Origin of the sequence: Alteromonas sp. AO-Serp (assembly GCF_017849675.1) — a bacterium.
GTDB classification, from domain to species: domain Bacteria; phylum Pseudomonadota; class Gammaproteobacteria; order Enterobacterales; family Alteromonadaceae; genus Alteromonas; species Alteromonas macleodii.
The window spans coordinates 1-15972 of record NZ_JAFLMX010000291.1; the positions used below are offsets into that span (position 1 = coordinate 1).

Here is a 15972-nt window from a genome sequence, read left to right on the forward strand (position 1 = left end):
GATTGGAGCGTAAGACCAGTGCAAAAATGCGGCGCGCAATATAACAAAAAGGAATGATAAAAACTAGGGCGGATACGAATTAGCGCTCCTACGTCAACCCAAACTTAGCACGCAACAACGAATTGAAACAACTGCTATGCAATATTCTCAAAAGATGTGAAGTGTGACGAATTTTCTTGTTGTGAATGGTATTCTTTATCTTGTGATGAAAGGATATCGTATAGCAGCGTATTGTCTTCCTTCACGGTGTTAGCGTATTCCTTTTTCAACCGCTTTTGTGTTGCCAAACTACAATTATCTACTACATCGTCGGGTAGACGTTTAGCATCATCAGTTTGTGATAGCGGAGAGGGATTCATACTTAAATATAATCTTGCTGCCGCATAGTCTTGAGAGACTAACTCAGACAAAACGCGCATTCTGTCCCATTCGCTTTCATTAGCGGCTAGCGATGGTCTTCTATAATAATTTAACGATGCAAGCTTGGATTCGATGCTGCTTTTATCATCAGATTCTGACGCTACCGCTTCAATTTCAAATGGCTCAGCCACACTATGTTGTTGCATAGCAAGATATAAAGAGAACAACGCTCCCTGCGCAGATGCTTTAGCAAGCACACCACTGCGCTCCCAGTATATACTGGGGTCAATAGGTATTTGCTCACGAGCTTCGACAGTTTCTTGCGACATTCTTATTTACAACTTCATATGTATACTTATGTTTTCGGCAAGATAATGTTTTTCTTAAGCTTATTATCTAAAATTAGATATACTCCTATAAAGTAATCGCGCGCTCATTCATGGATTTGAAATGCAATTTAGCAACAAACAAGTACTGATTGTTGAAGACCAACGCCCTTTCCTTCTTTTATTGAAGGGGCTGATGCATTCGATGGGCGCATCTGATGTAGTTACGAAGTCATCTGCTGAACAAGCGGTATCACTATGTAAAAAGCATAAGTTTGATATTGTCATTTGTGATCTACACTTGGGAGCTGACAACAAAAATGGCTATGAGCTCATTGAAGAGTTGCGCACTCGAAGGCTTATCAGTCCCACATCGGTGTTCATTCTGATAAGCGCAGATAGCGCTCGACCGGTAGTGTTGGGCAGTATTGAACGTAGACCAGATGATTTTTTAATTAAGCCCTTTTCTCAAGTTCAGCTGAAGTCTCGTATTGTTCGTGCGTGGCAAAAAAGACAGTTTCTCCAGCAAGCGTTTAGTCTCGTTGAACAGGGTGAAATAAACAGTGCGATCGACCATATCGAAGCGTTACTTGACTCCCCTTCCCACTATAAAGGTCACTGTGAACAGCTATTAGTCGAGCTATACTGGCGTATAAAGCAACCCGATAAAGCGCTAGATGTGTTACGTGACTACATTGACGGAAAACCCGTGCTGTGGGCACAAATAGCTATTGGAAAAACTTACTTGCTTTTAAAGGAATATGAGAAAGCGATTTTAATTGCCAAGAGAACGCTAAAGCGAAACCGGTTCAATGCAGACGCTCACGATATTCTTGCGCAAGCACACCAAGCCACCACAGCTGGCGACAAAGCACTAGATGCAATAAAAGAGGCAATAAAACTGTCGCCCTACTCCCTACCCAGGCATTTCAAAGCCTGTGAGATAGGTCGGCAAAATGACGATTTAGTGCTGGCAGCGAGTTCAAGCCAAGCGATCTGGGATTTATCGAAACGAACCGTTCACAAAACAAGTTTACACTGGTGCGGTATTATCCGAAGCCTTTTAGATGTCGCAGAGTTTGCAGACGACAAGCGCCAGCGCAATAAGTATCAGCAAGAAGCATTACTAACTCTGCAACGAGGAAAGTTTGATGAACATCTTCAAAAAATGGACAGAGATTTTGACGTAGATATATTTGGTACAATCGTCAACGCTAGAATTAGCGCTATAGACGGCAAACTGATTGATGCCAAACGCCACTTAACAACGTCACAAACACTGCTTGACGATAAGTACACGGAAGTTCCTACCGCGTTTATTCCTGACAGTATTAACGTTATGTATAAACTGGGGGAGTTTGATGATGCGCTACAATTGAATGCACTTTTAACTTCAAGACAGGATGAGCTCGACCAAAACAGTTTAAACATGCTGGATGCGCAAGCCCTCAATGCTCAGAAAAACTTAGCCAGTTATCAACAGTTCAACCGCGAAGGCATTCAACACTATCAGCAGCAAGATTACGAACGTGCTAAAGCTTCGTTTGCCCTTGCTCAAGGCTTTGCTCCTGTAAATACAGGGGTTGCGCTTAATCTATTGCAATGTCTTCTACAAATTGCAATCAAAGAAGATAAAGCCGAAATGAAACTCATTAATGAGTGTAAGCGGCTGTTTAAATTGATTGACGATATGTCACTTAAGGCGCCTTACAAAGAAAAATACACCAACCTTAGAGATGAACTCTCTAAATATATTGGCTTTTGAATTAGAAAACTGGTGAGCTATGAGATTGTTAGTTTTTTTACTGGTGGCAATTTTAATCGACGAGGTTAGCGCCAATGAACAGGCGCTAAGTCAGAACGAGTCTTTTGTACTAGCCGATGCTGGTATTCACAGAATGACATTTGAAGAGCTAAACAGTGGTGAAATATTTGTTATTCGCGGATTAAAAGTACCTAGCACACAGCAATTCGAGGGTAGTCAAGCTAACGAGAAACACCTCCCAAAACTCGTCAAAGTTAAAACTGGCAAATACTATCTAAAATCGATAACTCCAGCTTTTTCGAACATTGGGGTAAGACGTTTTAAAAAACCTGAATGCGATGGCTGCTTTTTCTCGCTTCAACCAAGCGCGGTTTCTTATCTGGGTAGGTGGAATATTGATTTAGAATACAAATCAAGGAATAAGGTAGAGTGGCATATACAGAGGCAGTATTCCTACGAGAACCTTAAAACATTAAAACAAAAAAACACTAAATTGACCGAACTTCCCCTTTTCGTTGCTAACGAAGAAGGTAAAGTTCTTAAAATCGATTGGAAAGAATTATAACTTAATACCTTATTTAGTACTGAGTGCTACCACCATAAGTCGGACTTTTCTTCTTGTATTACGAGAAGACCAGTACTGTATCGACCGAGCTGAATGTGTACTGAGCCAGAGTATTACTAATTAATCCATAAAATTATCAACCGTTTCGATTAGCTCATCCACGTTTTCAATCAGTGTTTGACGCTGTTTCTCTGAAAGAGTTGAAAATATCTCGGCCAGTAGCGTTGCTGTCACAGTCATATTATGAGCACTACTTTGCTTGTACACATCGCTTTTATAATTATCCGGATTTTGCATTAGCGACACCAATTCTTGCTCAAACCTTTCGTTTTGCTTGCGCGAAACGAATAGCTTTCTTGCCGCATTTTGAATGTTTCTGCGATACGTTATCCAAGCGTCATCTGTAGAAATAAATTGTTGTGCGTAGGTGCTAACAATTTGTTTTTGCTCTTTACTTAGATCTCCAATACGCTCACTTATTGTTTCTTGTATTCGCTCAATTCTATCTTTAAGTCTCTCTGCTTCAGACTTTTCCAGCGCCTCTTGTCGCTCTTCCTCTTCTTCTTTATTGTCTTTTTCTAATGCCGCAAATAGGGTGACAACTTGTTCATCATCGAGTGTTTTAGCTATAGCCGCTAGTTCAGGACTGACCTCGTCTCGTACGCGCTCCCAATGCGATCTAGCTAGCTCAAGGTTGTTATAAACAATACTCGAATTAAGGGTGTCATTCTGAATCTGCTTTTTTATATCCTCTAATTGCGCTTTATAACGAGTAAGTTCACTCTTCTTGTGCCAGCTCAACCAATTTTGTAAATGCGCATCAAACTTCTCCTCTTGCTCACCTTTAAGCTCGATGTAATCGTCCATGTACCAATACACCCACCAATCAAGGTTGTTATAAGCCAGCTTAGAACTGCATGAAGTAAGAAAAATAATAAAGACAACAACCAACAATGAACGCATAGTATTTCCTTTTTTTACGTTAGTTACGTCGTGACAAGCAAAAACGCTTATTGCTGTGTACTGAAAACTTGAATTTTACTTTGATATTACGCAATAAATATCCGCAATAGAGAACTTTACGTTGCACAGCCTTTACTCTACTTTAATGGCATTGCCTGTAAAAAGAAGGACTTTAATGTGTCAAAACGTGTCGCAATTTTAACCTCTGGTGGCGACGCCCCAGGTATGAATGCATGTATACGTGCCGCAATTATTGCGTGTCAGAAAGCTAATTTTACCTTGCTTGGCTACAAGCACGGCTACAATGGATTACTACAGCAAGAGTTTATTCCTCTATCTCTTGATTCAACGCACAATCTTATCCAGCAAGGCGGCACCATACTACACAGCGCAAGGTGTAAAGAATTTAAAAATCGTGAAGGGCTTATAAAAGCGGCTGATAACTTGAGACAGGCCGAGATCGACACACTTATTGTAATCGGTGGTGACGGATCTTTTCGCGGCGCAGCAAAGTTGAGCGAACTATGGGATGGCCAGATTCTTGGTATTCCGGGAACAATTGATAACGATATAGCGGGCACTGATGCCACTATAGGCTACTTTACCGCAATAGATACCGCCATGAGTTCTATCGATAAAGTTCGTGATACAGCTGATGCGTTCGAACGTATTTTCCTTGTTGAAGTAATGGGTCGCAATGCTGGCTTTTTAGCATTAAATGGTGCCCTTTCCGCTGCGGCTGACTATGTGGTTGTTCCTGAGTTTTTTGAATCCGCTGAGACTGAAATCAAAAAGATCGTAAACCAGATAAAAGCGCAGCGTGCTCTGAAAGGGCCCGTCAGTTTTATTGTTGTAGTAGCTGAAAACGTTTGGCCTAATGGCTTAACAGGATTAACCGAAGCTTTGCAGTATCACAATATCAACGACGTTAGGCCAGTAACCTTGGGACATGTCCAACGTGGCGGCTCGCCGGTAGCACAGGACCGACTACTCGCCACTACTCTTGGCGAATTCGCCATAAGCTTAGTAGGAAGCGAAGTCACCAACATAATGGTTGGTGAAGTTAATCAGCGCCCTATTACCGTACCCCTATCCAAAACTTGGGAAGAAACAAAGCCTCTCAATCAAGCCCGGGTTGACGCTATGCGTACCCTAATGAACGAAAGATACAGCTGCGACTAAGTAAGATGGTTCAGACGCTGTTTAACTTGAAACTTTCATAGATTGTAAAAAACAAAAAAGGCGGTGCTTTATAATAAAACACCGCCTTTTAGTACTTAATGCTCAAGCTTCTTTACATCTTCATTGCCGCTTTCACTTTATCACGATGACTGCGACTCACTTTAAGTTCTGTATCATTTTGAAGTATTAAATGATATTCGCCACTAATATGGCTCACTAACTTTTTAACAAAACGGATATTAGCAATAGCTGAACGGTGCACTCGAACAAAGAACTGTGGGTTTAGTTCCTGCTCAAGTTCTTTCATGGTTTTGCGCATTATATGCATGCCATCCAGTGCGTGAACGCACATATAATCACCTGCAGCATCAATCCATTGAATGTCTTGAACGTTTACGCGCGTTACTTCTGAGCCATCTTTAATAGCCAATACATCTGGGTATGGATTGGTTTCAACCGGCTCACCATTAGCTAACTTGCGTAAAATCTCTTCGCAATCATCACCAGTAAGTTCGGCAACAAGGCTTACCAATTTTTGTGACTGCTCATCTTGATGCTGAGTTGAGTAATATTCACGTACTTTGTTTAACGCCGCCCCCAAGCGCTCGTCGTCTGCTGGTTTTAACAGATAATCTAAAGCATGCACGTCAAACGCTTTTATTGCGTAGCTGTCATAAGCAGTTACGAAAACGATCATGGGAATGGGCTGTTTCAGTTCGCGCAACTTGTGAATAACCTGAAAGCCGTTTAAGCCAGGCATTTGAATATCTAAGAACACCAAATCTGGACGATGTTGAGAAATGCTACTTACAGCCTCTAGGCCGTTCTGACACTCTGCAAGCACCTGCACATCATCATGACGCTCTAACCTGGCACGAAGGCCCTTGCGTGCTAAAGGTTCGTCGTCCACTACAATGGTTTTAATCACTTGCTTTGTCATGTTATACGTCCTTAACTTCATAGGGAATGCGTATTCTAACTCGCACGCCTGAAGGCTGATTGTGTTCTATAGAGAATGCAAAATTACGATGATAGAGGGATTGCAAACGCTCTTTTATATTGGCTAGGCCTACGCCGTTTTCTCGACTAAGTGTTCCGTCTTTGATATCTGCACCAGGGCCGTTATCGGCAACATCCATTAACAAATCATTGCCAAATGTACGTGCCGTAATCGCTATACGTCCACCATTTTCCATCTTAGATATGGCGTGCTTTATTGAGTTTTCAATAATGGGCTGCAAAATCATGCTCGGCACAAGTGCACTTTCACACCCTTCATCGATGTCCCATAGTACTTCTAGACGATCGTCAAAACGTACCTTCTCTATCTCTAGATAGAGTCGTAATGCCTTTATTTCCTGACCTAGCGGTACTCGCTTTATCGGGTCGTTGTCTAATGAATAACGTAGAAAGTCACTCAAACGCGACACCATCGCTTCTGCTGTGTCGTTCTCTTTTAAAAGAATAAGGGTTGAGATAGCGTTAAGCGTATTGAAGAGAAAATGCGGGTTGAGTTGATAGCGCAACATCTTTATGTGAGCTTGGTGCGCCATGGTACTCGCCTTTAGCGCGTTCTGCTTCTCTTTTTGAAGCATTTGGAAGTTCTTGATGCCAAAGTACACACCACTCCAACACCCCACCATTATTAGCGAGTTAATAGTGTTGGTAAAATACATATACCATTCGTCTGGGCGATATCCGTGCTTGTAGATTTCCCAGTAGTTAATGTTTTTTACCACGGCCCATAGCAAAGCAATTAAGTAGCACGACACAATCACTATGATGATCATGTTGAGCGGTGATTGCTTTCTTGCCCATCGATAGATGTAGCGAAGCGGAATGGTTAGCAACCATCCTGCATAGGCATTAAGCATGATGATGAAAACCCAAATGGGTCGAACATCATGGAGAAAAGATCCGATGTAATAAATTATTGCGAACCCTGCCCAGCCTGCACTGTGCAATGTCCAAAATAAACGTTCATTACTTTCTATTACACGCTGAAAGCGACTCACAATATTACCAATTTAAAAACTTATAAGAAGATTATACGCAAGCCTTGCCACGACCCAAGCGCCTTGGTCGTGCCCCTTATGCTTCTTGTCGCAGGGCAAAATCTTGAAATTAGACATGTTTTGGCTATATCAATTCGCTGATTAAGCTCAGTAACTGATATTCATTCTTTTCAGCCAGTGCACCCACCACCAGGCTGGGCCAACCAGCAAGAAGCGCAAATCGTCAAAAAACGAAGGCTTTTTGCCCTCGATATGATGGCCAATAAACTGCAAAATCCACATAACGACAAACAGTACAAGAGAAAATAACCATACTGAGATACTGAAGTGGTCTAGGGTATTAACTGCACCGAAACACAGTATAGTTAAGAGGGTCATTGCAGCCCCAATCGGACCAGACAACATAAAATAATAATACAATACGGGAACCGCTATGATATGCGCCCACGTTATATCGAACTGCGCTATCATTTCAGGTACCGGCAAACTCCACAGCAAACCTATCGTTACAAAATAGATGCTGGGTACGGCAATAGCATGGATGATAACGTTGGTCTTGTTTTGGTGGCTTTCACCGTACTGCATTAAAAGTCGCTCAATACTTCTCATGTAGATCCCCTTAGCCTGTTATTTTGATTATTATCTAAAGAGCACCCAACTATTGTTTTCCTACGTTAACAATGTGTGTCGGGACAACAGCGTTTTTATCAATTTTTCTTCACAGGTAAAGGCGAGCCCATAATAAACCACATCACTATCAAGCTTATGATTTTTAACTTTTGCAGTAAGCGCTACTTCTTTACCGTCCAACGAATAGTTTAGCTTAACCTCAGCTTCATCGAGCATTACCGGCCAATTTGGCTTGACCTGTAACGCTACTTTGCACCCTTTTTCACTTAAATCTATGATGATCCCCGTTACGTTTTCGTCACTGGGATAAACGTCAGCTTCTAACGTTACTGAAACGCCAAGTTGAGCACGCTTTACAGCGCGAAGCCCTATACTTTCAATACGTTTTGGGAAGGTTGTAATAAGTAAGCCTGATGGCTTTGAAAGCAATTTGAGTACTTTCACTTTAAACGCAATAACCTGGCCAGTATCGCCCTCAAGCACAGAACGCACCACGATATCGTTGCCAACAGTCAGAGCATCCCTAACGGTAATCCACTTCGCCGATGTTGGAATATGAAAAAGCAAACATTCATCAATAAGCATGCCTATGTAATCAGTCTTCACACGCTTTGGCGCTGCAGGCATAGCAATTTGTAAATCTACTGTATCGCCGGGTACCAGCGTACGCAACGATTCCAAATTATCTTCGCTTAGTAAATTGCTTTGTATTTTTTCAGCCATTTGTATTTGTTATTGCTGGATTTAATGTCATTTAACTCAATGTACGCATCAAACAAAAACTTATCAATACTACGATTGAAAACCATGTTCAATAAACTTAAATATTGCCCCTTAGTAGCAGGCAATCTATTGGGATTAACTAAATAGGTTGATATAGTTGAGGGATAGTTTTGCTTATCTTTTCGGACGTTTATGACCTCTGCTCTTCGCTATACGTTAACTATTTCCAATTGGCGTGCCCATCAATTTACTGTCGCGCTGCAAATACCTGAGCATTCTGGCTCATCAATTGAGCTTAGCCTTCCAAGCTGGATCCCGGGAAGCTACATGGTGCGCGATTTTGCCAAAAGCATTATCGAGCTAACTGCAAACACTTCTGAAGGTCATAGTAATGAAACTGTTGGCGATAGAAGCGTTTATAGCCTTTCGGTAACTAAGCTCGATAAACAAACTTGGCGTGTAGACACAGATGGAAAACCGTGTACGGTCGTTTACTCGGTTTATGCCAACGACTTATCTATTCGCTCTGCTTTTATGAACGACCAATATGCGTTTATAAATGGAACCAGTGCGTTTCTAAACGTTTACGGCTTCGAGAATGTGCCGTGTGAGGTGGACATTGAGCTTAACGACAGCGATTCTGCAACCTCGAATTGGAAGGCTTATACGTCAATGCCTTCTCGATGTGAAAGCACAAGCCCATCTCGGTGGCACTTCGTTGAAAAAAATTACGATGAGCTCATTGATCATCCCATTTATGTGGGCATTGCAGACACTCACAGCTTTGAGGTTGACGGCATTACGTTTACGTTACTTTTCTCAGGTAACAACAATATTGATTATGAGCGCATAGCAAATGACTTAACGCCAATTTGCAAGCACCACCTAGATTTGTTTGGTGCTCCACAACCTATTAATAACTACCTGTTTATGACGCTGCTTGCCGACAATGGGTTCGGCGGTTTAGAGCATAAGCACTCAACTGCCCTTCTTTACCCTCGCTTCGACCTTCCTCAAGTTGGTGAAAGTGTGAAAAAAACCGACAGCTACATCACATTCTTAAGTTTGTGCAGCCATGAGTTTTTCCACACATGGCATGTTAAGCGCATTAAACCTAGCGTAATGGTGAAACCAGACTTATCTCAGGAAACATACACCAATCAGCTGTGGATTTATGAAGGCTTTACCAGTTTCTATGATGACGTCACCCTTGCTAGAGCCGGCGTTATTGAACCACAGAAATACCTCGATATTGTTGCGCAAAATGTCAGTCGACTTTTGCAAAACGCTGGTCGTTTTAAACAAAGTGCAGCTGAAAGTAGTTTCGACGCATGGACAAAATTCTATAAGCAAGATGCGAGCGCTACTAACAATATCGTAAGTTATTACACCAAGGGAGGCATTATCGCCCTTGGGTTAGATTTACTCCTTCGTAAGCAGTCAAACGAACAAGTGAATTTAGATACCTTGATGCAGTTATTGTGGAAACACTATGGCGTGGATGAAAAAGGTACGCCTGATGACGTGATCCAAAATCTATGTACAACGCATTTTGGCATTGATGTTTCAGAATACTTAAATCGCGTGGTGTATGGCACAGACGATGTAGAATTGGCTTCGTTAGTATCTGAAATGGGTGTTAACTATGCGGTTCGTGCTCGCGTGTCAGGTGAAGATAAAGGCGGTGCCTCCTCGCTGCCTGCTATTAAAAATCAGCTTGGCGCTACGTTAAAGCCAGCTACCTTCGGACTTACGGTAATGCAGGTATTTGAGGGTCTTGCCGCAATGAAGGCAGGTGTTCTTTTAAACGATGTCATCATTGCGTTAAACGGCCACATTGTTAATGCCCAGAAGCTTCAGCGCCTATTAGATAATGCCCAAACGTCGCAGGTAGAGTTAACGCTTATTCGAGACGGGCGGCTTCTAACCCTGCCTCTTGAGGTAACTCAGGCAAGAAAAGAAATGGCTTACTTTGAAATCACTGATGAAGAAAAGCTTAATCAGTGGCTGGGAAAATAACTCCGCCCTGTCGCGTAAAAACTAAAAAGGCGCTTTGAGAGTTTACCTGAAAGCGCCTTTTTCTTTATGACTGTTAAAGCTAAATCAAATTAATGGTTACTCTTCGGGAGACCCCGAAATGATAGTCTGTGGGTCTAAACGAGTGTTGCCCAAATTAATACGCCAATCCAGATGCGGGCCTGTAGAGCGCCCTGTTGAACCTATCGTTCCAATCTGCTCGCCTTGCTTAACGGTTTCACCCACTTCTACCGTAATAGTATCCATATGAAGAAACGTTGAAAACACGCGCATGCCGTGGTCGAGAATCAAGGTGTTACCCGAATAATAGAGATCATCAGCCATTGTTACCACACCATCAACAGGTGCATACACAGGCGTGCCCGTTTCATTGGCGATGTCCAAACCATAATGCGGCCATTTCGGCACGCCATTTAGAATGCGCTGACTACCGTAAACACCGGAAATAACGCCTTTCGCAGGCCATTCAAACCGGGTGAATAATGCATCTAAATCAGTATTACCGCTTCGCGCGTTAGCTACGTTGATATTGTCTTGCTTAATACGCGCCGTCACTTCTGCTGGCGGAGAAACCATTTTTTGCTCTAGCCCGTCAATTCGCTGAATGTTGTATTCGCGTTTTTCAAGGGTAATGTCTCGCTGCCACTTTTGGCCGTTATCTAATTTTACAACTAACGTTTGCTGCAGCGGCGCTTCCCGTTCAAAGCCAACAACAAATTTTCCGTCTTTGTTGGTTTGAACAGTTTCGCCATTAAGCGTTACTTTGGCCCCAGCGGGAGCTTGCCCGCGCAGTAAGGCACCTTGCGTAAACTTACCGTTCAACACAACGTTTACTTGCTCTTGACTAGATAACGCTTCGTTTTGGCCGTTTAACTCTACATCTGCGTAAGCAAATGGCATAGAGGCAACTGTGCTAATTGCCACTACACAACTCATTACACGAGATAGTGCGCTATGCAATGCGTTTTTTGAAAGCGTGAATGCCATAGATGTTTCCTTTCTCTATAACGAGCAGTAGTCGAATGTTAACCCTTTACTGTGGCGCCTTTACCTACGCCCTCATAAGCAATAACTTGGCAAACGCCATCAGGCGTGCGTTTCTTCTGCTCTTCAAGCAGATACTGCGCCAAACACTCAACTGTTGAGTCGGTTTCGATGACTTCACAATCTGACTTAGGAATTAATAGTTCAAAATAGCCCTGTGACGACTCGTAAGCAAAACAGTAGTAATCCGCTTCATTTGATACTTGACCTTTAAGCTTTCTGTCGCTGTACGCTATTTCGTCTTCACGGGTTGCTATATAGATGTCGGCCCAACGGTCAGCCCAATACTGCTGACTTTCAACACACACTTTGCCGTCAAGGATAATATCAATACGCGAACGGTGACCGTGCGCTATGCGCTGACAATTACCATCGTGCTTTTTAAGCCCGTGGGTATAGTGATAATACGGAGAATTAATGACTTCCTCACGTAAATGCAGCGTAATGTTTTCAACGTTTTCTGGAAGATGAGTCGCCAATACTTCTTTTAAGTAAACGCCAACAGATTCCATGTTTATCTCATCAGAATAAACAAATGCATAAGCTTCAGCGGGGCAATGTAGCATGATGCTACGCCCATCAATGCAGGTAAAGCGCGCTTCTACCTGTTCAGAATCGTCGTCGTGAATAACCTCTGAACCGCTGTATTCAGCAGGTACAAGCAACTTGTGATCAACATATTCGTCGATTAGTCGCTTTAAGTTCTTTTTCACGTGACCAAAGTCTTGAACCATGCTCTCTTCGTTGAGCTCACCGTCCAAAATCACATCGACAATCCAGCTTTCCCCTACCATGCCGCGTTTTGGGCAAAGGTAAGAGAAGTCCATCACTGTCAAATCATTTACAAATAATTGCATAACACCCTTGAATCGAGTTTATATTCTACTAACTAGTATACGTTTTTTATCTTTGCTTCGCAGCGACTAGTCCATTGAAGATTGGCGATTAAGCTGATCTTTTAAATTAGGTGGAATTCCACGGATTGTTAGCGTATCCGTAGCTGGGTCGTAAAATACCCGATCGCCCATTAATTTGCGTTCGAAGCTAAGCGATATACCACCGCCCTGACCGGTAAATTTAGCAAGTTGTTTCAGCGCTGCAGGGTCTGGCTGAATTTCTTTTTCAAGCGGTACTTCCATAGACTGTGTGAACGCAGAAAAGTTACTGCTAGTTTCTTCATTTTGTGGGAGTCGGTTAGCCAGTTCATCTACCGATAAACTCTCGCCCGCATCAATCTTTTCTTTAAAGTATGATTTAACTTCTTCTCTATGCTGGTGCTGCTCTTGCGGGTCTAGTGACTCACTGGCTAGGTAGGCATCAACTGTAGAAATCAATTGTTTATTTTGCTGTTTAACATCAACCAGCTCTTCGCAGCCTACAAACTGCATAAAGAAGTCTGATACCTTACGTCCCATTCTACCTTTAATAAAACTAACGTAACGCTGCTGTTCTGGCTGAATATCCCACTGGGTTAAATCGAACCGTACAGCGAGCTGCATTTTTGCTAAATCCAAGTGTTCACGCGCGGAAAGGTCTAAAGAGTTTGTCACTTCAACGTGCGAGCGGGTATTTAACAATGCAATCATCAAATACTGTGTGGCTAAATACTCATACTGGCAGAAAATAAGAAAACCGGTCTCAACCGTACCCGTTTCTGCCAAAGTGCGAACTAAGCGATTGGTCGCTGATACCGAAAACGCATGGAATGCATCTTCAACGTTATCACCCGCCGCTTTTTGAATATCCATGTATTGCTTAAGGCCTTCCGCGAACTCTGCTACGTTCTCGGTGCTTTTTTGCGTAGTCGCTTCGCCATCTTCGTTCTCCACTTTTGCTTCACGGGTAACTTCCTTCACGAAGTGGCCAACCCCTTTTCCAGGTTTAGCATTGAAACTGTGGTTTATTTGATGGGCAAGAAGCTCGATTTCCGGAGTAACAGCTAAGCAGTTGTCACGTGGAATTGCTTCAATTTTCTCTTCTTTGTTTACAATCAAACGATGTACAACAAAGTGATGAATCAGTGCACTCATAGAGTATCGGGTGTCCTGTTGCTTAAAAAGTGTCAGAAATATCCAAAGAATTGCGGGATTTTAGAATGAATGATTGTACTCACTCAAACAACGATTATAATCATTTTACGTGTAAAACCATTCTTTTTATCAAAGAAATCATAAAAAAGAGGCGTAGCAATGCCCCAACAGAGCCGCTATAGCAACGACGAATTCGAAACGCTAATGAATAACGTTATTCTAACCCTTGAAGAAGGCGGTGCAAACCGCGATCTTTCACTTATGGTATTAGGAAATGTCATTACGCACATTTTAAATACTCAGGTAGCCCCTGAAAATCGCGAAGCCATGGCAACGCAATTTGCCGACGTACTCAAGAAAAGCGTTAAAAATAGCTAAGGGATTGCATGATACTTGCCGAATCACCTCGTCGCCAGCGTGTTACTAAACTGGTAAATTGGGGGCATTGGTTTGCCTTGGCGAACATTATCATCGCCATAGTTATTGCCTCGATTTTTGTTTTCTCATCACCTATGCCTGGCACAGGTGTCGGCACCTTGTATCTTCTAGCCAACTGGTTCGGTCATATTGGTTTTATGACCTTTTTTGGCTTTGTCATTTTTATTCTCCCTCTTTGCTATTTGGTTAACAACCCCAGAGTCATAAAGGTCAGCGCGTCTATTATTGCAGCTGTGGGGCTAGCGCTCTTGGCTTTCGATGCGTTGCTATTTAATCGCACAGGCTTCCATATTAGCTTTCACGCCGCGGATTTACTGCGCAGTGAAGCTCAGTCAACAATGGCGATAGAAAGCTGGCAACAGTGGGCATTTTTATTTCTTCTGTTTATCGTTTGGCTTGGCTTCCAGCTGGTCTTAGCCAATGCAATCTGGAAACGTGTTGAACGCTTCACTCGCCATAAAGTGGGCATCCCTGTTACTACATTTTTTGTCAGCTGTTTTGTTACCAGTCACGCTATACACGTGTGGGCTGATGCCAAGTTGTATCAACCTATCATCAAGCAGGACAACATGTTTCCGCTTTCTTATCCTGCGACTGCTAAAACGACGATGTCGCGTTATGGCTTGCTTGACTTAGCGGCTTATGAAGAAAGAAAACAACTTCAGTTCAACCCTGATATTCACAATATCACTTACCCAGCCGAGCCGGTTTATTGTTCTATTGAAACTAATAGAAACTTAACCGTGGTTGTCCAGACTGATAACGAACAGGTGGTGGACTTAAGTAACATTAAGCGCAACACCTTAAACAAAGTAGCCAATTACTATTCGACCGCCAGCAGCATAGAAGGCTTAATGACTACTACGCTATTTGGTGTTCCCGAAATATACCAAGACGCTTTATCTCAAAAGCGTCCGGTGTTATTAGCGCTTCCATTGGGGTCTGGCATGCCGGTCTCTATCCACAGCGATGAAGCGTTGCCGTTGCCTCAATTAGCGGGATATTTGCAACCACTGAGCAACAATCATGATGGTTTGCATATTGCGTTTTTGAAGAGTGCTGATATCGAAAGCTATGTGAAAAACACGTTAGCGCGTAAACACGATGTGATTGTTGCAACTGGCTTTGGTAGCGAAAGTGGCAAAGGCACGCTGTACAGTACCCTTAAACTGAATGCTAGCTTAGCCAGCACGGAAGATTTAGCGCCTACCATTTTAGGAGCATTGGGATGTAACGCCCCTGCTACGTTTTATTCTACTGGCCAAAGCTTACTTTCTCCTTCAAGACCATGGCTAGTTAGCACCTCTGGTGAACGCATTGTTGTGTTCCATGACAATAAACGTACTGACGTACTTAGTAACGGCAGCTATGAAATAAGCGACATGGCGACCGGCAAGCGCAGCAAAGAAGCGCTAAATGTCGATTTATTAAGTCAGGCTATTAAACACCTATCACGATTCTCAACACAGAATTAAAATTCTGGCGGCAGACTAAGGAAAGTCTGCCGTTAAGCGCTTCGGTGTTATGTACAACCACCCAAGATAGGTTACGCATAACCACTCATCTAATTGTTTTGCATAAATAACCTAGAAAACCAGCACTTAACGAAACACCGGCCCAAACGGGTTCTCGCAACACACTGTATTAAGGTCGCAAACTAATAAAGACTATAGTTTTAGGCCATCTAGCTAGAGGTGTGGATGTCTACCCACCATTGAATCCGATGGGTAATCCACTATATACCAATCCGCAAAGATAATTGCCCACTCAGAAGGTGCTGGCAAGTTTCCTAGCGAAGCGTGGGAATGCAGGAATGGCTGTTCCCTTTCAAATTCCCAGAATGAAGTTAGGAAGCTTGCCAGACCTTCCCGAAGGGCGAGTTTAAAATGTCCGT

The 15972-nt window shown here is 42.8% G+C and carries 16 protein-coding genes; 6 read left to right on the forward strand and 10 right to left on the reverse strand.

Going from position 1 to position 15972, the window contains the following annotated elements; genetic code table 11:
* Positions 1–134 precede the first annotated feature (134 nt).
* Positions 135–689, reverse strand: coding sequence for a VC2046/SO_2500 family protein (locus tag QVA83_RS18960; RefSeq protein WP_156078361.1), 555 nt, complete (start codon positions 687–689; stop codon positions 135–137).
* 121 nt (positions 690–810) lie between these two features.
* Between QVA83_RS18960 and QVA83_RS18965 the strand changes: the two genes are divergently transcribed.
* Together QVA83_RS18965 and QVA83_RS18970 are read left to right on the forward strand one after the other, a co-directional pair.
* A complete protein-coding gene (locus tag QVA83_RS18965; RefSeq protein ID WP_156078360.1) occupies positions 811–2451 on the forward strand; it encodes a response regulator in 1641 nt (546 codons plus the stop codon).
* Positions 2452–2470: 19 nt separating this feature from the next.
* Positions 2471–3016, forward strand: a complete 546-nt coding sequence (locus QVA83_RS18970) for a hypothetical protein (RefSeq protein ID WP_039227739.1) — start codon at positions 2471–2473, stop codon at positions 3014–3016.
* 120 nt (positions 3017–3136) lie between these two features.
* Here QVA83_RS18970 and QVA83_RS18975 read toward each other — a convergent pair whose 3' ends face one another.
* On the reverse strand, positions 3137–3979 hold the full coding sequence (locus QVA83_RS18975; RefSeq protein ID WP_156078359.1) for a DUF6279 family lipoprotein: 843 nt from the start codon (positions 3977–3979) through the stop codon (positions 3137–3139).
* A 177-nt stretch (positions 3980–4156) separates the two neighbouring features.
* Here QVA83_RS18975 and QVA83_RS18980 point away from each other — a divergent pair, with 177 nt between their 5' ends.
* A complete protein-coding gene (locus QVA83_RS18980; protein ID WP_287498810.1) occupies positions 4157–5161 on the forward strand; it encodes an ATP-dependent 6-phosphofructokinase in 1005 nt (334 codons plus the stop codon).
* Positions 5162–5273: 112 nt separating this feature from the next.
* On the opposite strand, the gene QVA83_RS18985 is transcribed toward QVA83_RS18980, so the two are convergent.
* The 4 genes from QVA83_RS18985 to QVA83_RS19000 all read right to left on the reverse strand — a co-directional run bounded on the left by QVA83_RS18985 (position 5274) and on the right by QVA83_RS19000 (position 8529).
* Positions 5274–6101, reverse strand: a complete 828-nt coding sequence (locus tag QVA83_RS18985; RefSeq protein WP_014949507.1) for a LytR/AlgR family response regulator transcription factor — start codon at positions 6099–6101, stop codon at positions 5274–5276.
* Between the two features lies 1 nt (position 6102).
* On the reverse strand, positions 6103–7176 hold the full coding sequence (locus QVA83_RS18990) for a sensor histidine kinase (protein WP_014949506.1): 1074 nt from the start codon (positions 7174–7176) through the stop codon (positions 6103–6105).
* A gap of 147 nt (positions 7177–7323) precedes the next feature.
* The gene (locus QVA83_RS18995) at positions 7324–7785 is read right to left on the reverse strand and encodes an Mpo1 family 2-hydroxy fatty acid dioxygenase (protein ID WP_014949505.1); all 462 of its coding nucleotides are present in this window, start codon (positions 7783–7785) and stop codon (positions 7324–7326) included.
* A gap of 60 nt (positions 7786–7845) precedes the next feature.
* Positions 7846–8529, reverse strand: coding sequence for a PilZ domain-containing protein (locus QVA83_RS19000; RefSeq protein WP_014949504.1), 684 nt, complete (start codon positions 8527–8529; stop codon positions 7846–7848).
* Positions 8530–8721: 192 nt separating this feature from the next.
* Between QVA83_RS19000 and QVA83_RS19005 the strand changes: the two genes are divergently transcribed.
* Positions 8722–10548 (forward strand): M61 family metallopeptidase, encoded by a 1827-nt coding sequence (locus QVA83_RS19005; RefSeq protein ID WP_287498811.1) that lies wholly within the window; start codon positions 8722–8724, stop codon positions 10546–10548.
* A 96-nt stretch (positions 10549–10644) separates the two neighbouring features.
* On the opposite strand, the gene QVA83_RS19010 is transcribed toward QVA83_RS19005, so the two are convergent.
* From QVA83_RS19010 to yejK, 3 genes are all read right to left on the reverse strand, one after another.
* Positions 10645–11553 (reverse strand): M23 family metallopeptidase, encoded by a 909-nt coding sequence (locus QVA83_RS19010; protein ID WP_156078356.1) that lies wholly within the window; start codon positions 11551–11553, stop codon positions 10645–10647.
* Positions 11554–11591: 38 nt separating this feature from the next.
* Entirely contained in the window at positions 11592–12467 is an 876-nt protein-coding gene (locus QVA83_RS19015; protein WP_014949501.1) for a 6-carboxytetrahydropterin synthase, read from the reverse strand.
* A 66-nt stretch (positions 12468–12533) separates the two neighbouring features.
* Positions 12534–13640, reverse strand: a complete 1107-nt coding sequence (gene yejK / locus QVA83_RS19020; protein ID WP_014949500.1) for a nucleoid-associated protein YejK — start codon at positions 13638–13640, stop codon at positions 12534–12536.
* A 159-nt stretch (positions 13641–13799) separates the two neighbouring features.
* Between yejK and QVA83_RS19025 the strand changes: the two genes are divergently transcribed.
* A complete protein-coding gene (locus QVA83_RS19025; protein WP_014949499.1) occupies positions 13800–14018 on the forward strand; it encodes a YejL family protein in 219 nt (72 codons plus the stop codon).
* An 8-nt stretch (positions 14019–14026) separates the two neighbouring features.
* A complete protein-coding gene (locus QVA83_RS19030; protein ID WP_039227748.1) occupies positions 14027–15553 on the forward strand; it encodes a DUF3413 domain-containing protein in 1527 nt (508 codons plus the stop codon).
* A gap of 213 nt (positions 15554–15766) precedes the next feature.
* On the opposite strand, the gene QVA83_RS19035 is transcribed toward QVA83_RS19030, so the two are convergent.
* Positions 15767–15972: hypothetical protein (locus tag QVA83_RS19035; protein WP_287498812.1), on the reverse strand; the 206-nt coding region annotated here is incomplete at its 5' end.

Bases quoted from the DNA above. Each gene is read 5' to 3' on its own strand.
- QVA83_RS19010 (WP_156078356.1), bottom strand. From the start codon at position 11,553: ATGGCATTCACGCTTTCAAAAAACGCATTGCATAGCGCACTATCTCGT.
- QVA83_RS18985 (WP_014949507.1), bottom strand. From the start codon at position 6,101: ATGACAAAGCAAGTGATTAAAACCATTGTAGTGGACGACGAACCTTTA.
- QVA83_RS18960 (WP_156078361.1), bottom strand. From the start codon at position 689: ATGTCGCAAGAAACTGTCGAAGCTCGTGAGCAAATACCTATTGACCCC.
- QVA83_RS19015 (WP_014949501.1), bottom strand. From the start codon at position 12,467: ATGCAATTATTTGTAAATGATTTGACAGTGATGGACTTCTCTTACCTT.
- QVA83_RS18975 (WP_156078359.1), bottom strand. From the start codon at position 3,979: ATGCGTTCATTGTTGGTTGTTGTCTTTATTATTTTTCTTACTTCATGC.
- QVA83_RS18970 (WP_039227739.1), top strand. From the start codon at position 2,471: ATGAGATTGTTAGTTTTTTTACTGGTGGCAATTTTAATCGACGAGGTT.
- QVA83_RS19025 (WP_014949499.1), top strand. From the start codon at position 13,800: ATGCCCCAACAGAGCCGCTATAGCAACGACGAATTCGAAACGCTAATG.
- QVA83_RS19030 (WP_039227748.1), top strand. From the start codon at position 14,027: ATGATACTTGCCGAATCACCTCGTCGCCAGCGTGTTACTAAACTGGTA.
- QVA83_RS18995 (WP_014949505.1), bottom strand. From the start codon at position 7,785: ATGAGAAGTATTGAGCGACTTTTAATGCAGTACGGTGAAAGCCACCAA.
- yejK (WP_014949500.1), bottom strand. From the start codon at position 13,640: ATGAGTGCACTGATTCATCACTTTGTTGTACATCGTTTGATTGTAAAC.
- QVA83_RS18965 (WP_156078360.1), top strand. From the start codon at position 811: ATGCAATTTAGCAACAAACAAGTACTGATTGTTGAAGACCAACGCCCT.
- QVA83_RS19000 (WP_014949504.1), bottom strand. From the start codon at position 8,529: ATGGCTGAAAAAATACAAAGCAATTTACTAAGCGAAGATAATTTGGAA.
- QVA83_RS19005 (WP_287498811.1), top strand. From the start codon at position 8,722: ATGACCTCTGCTCTTCGCTATACGTTAACTATTTCCAATTGGCGTGCC.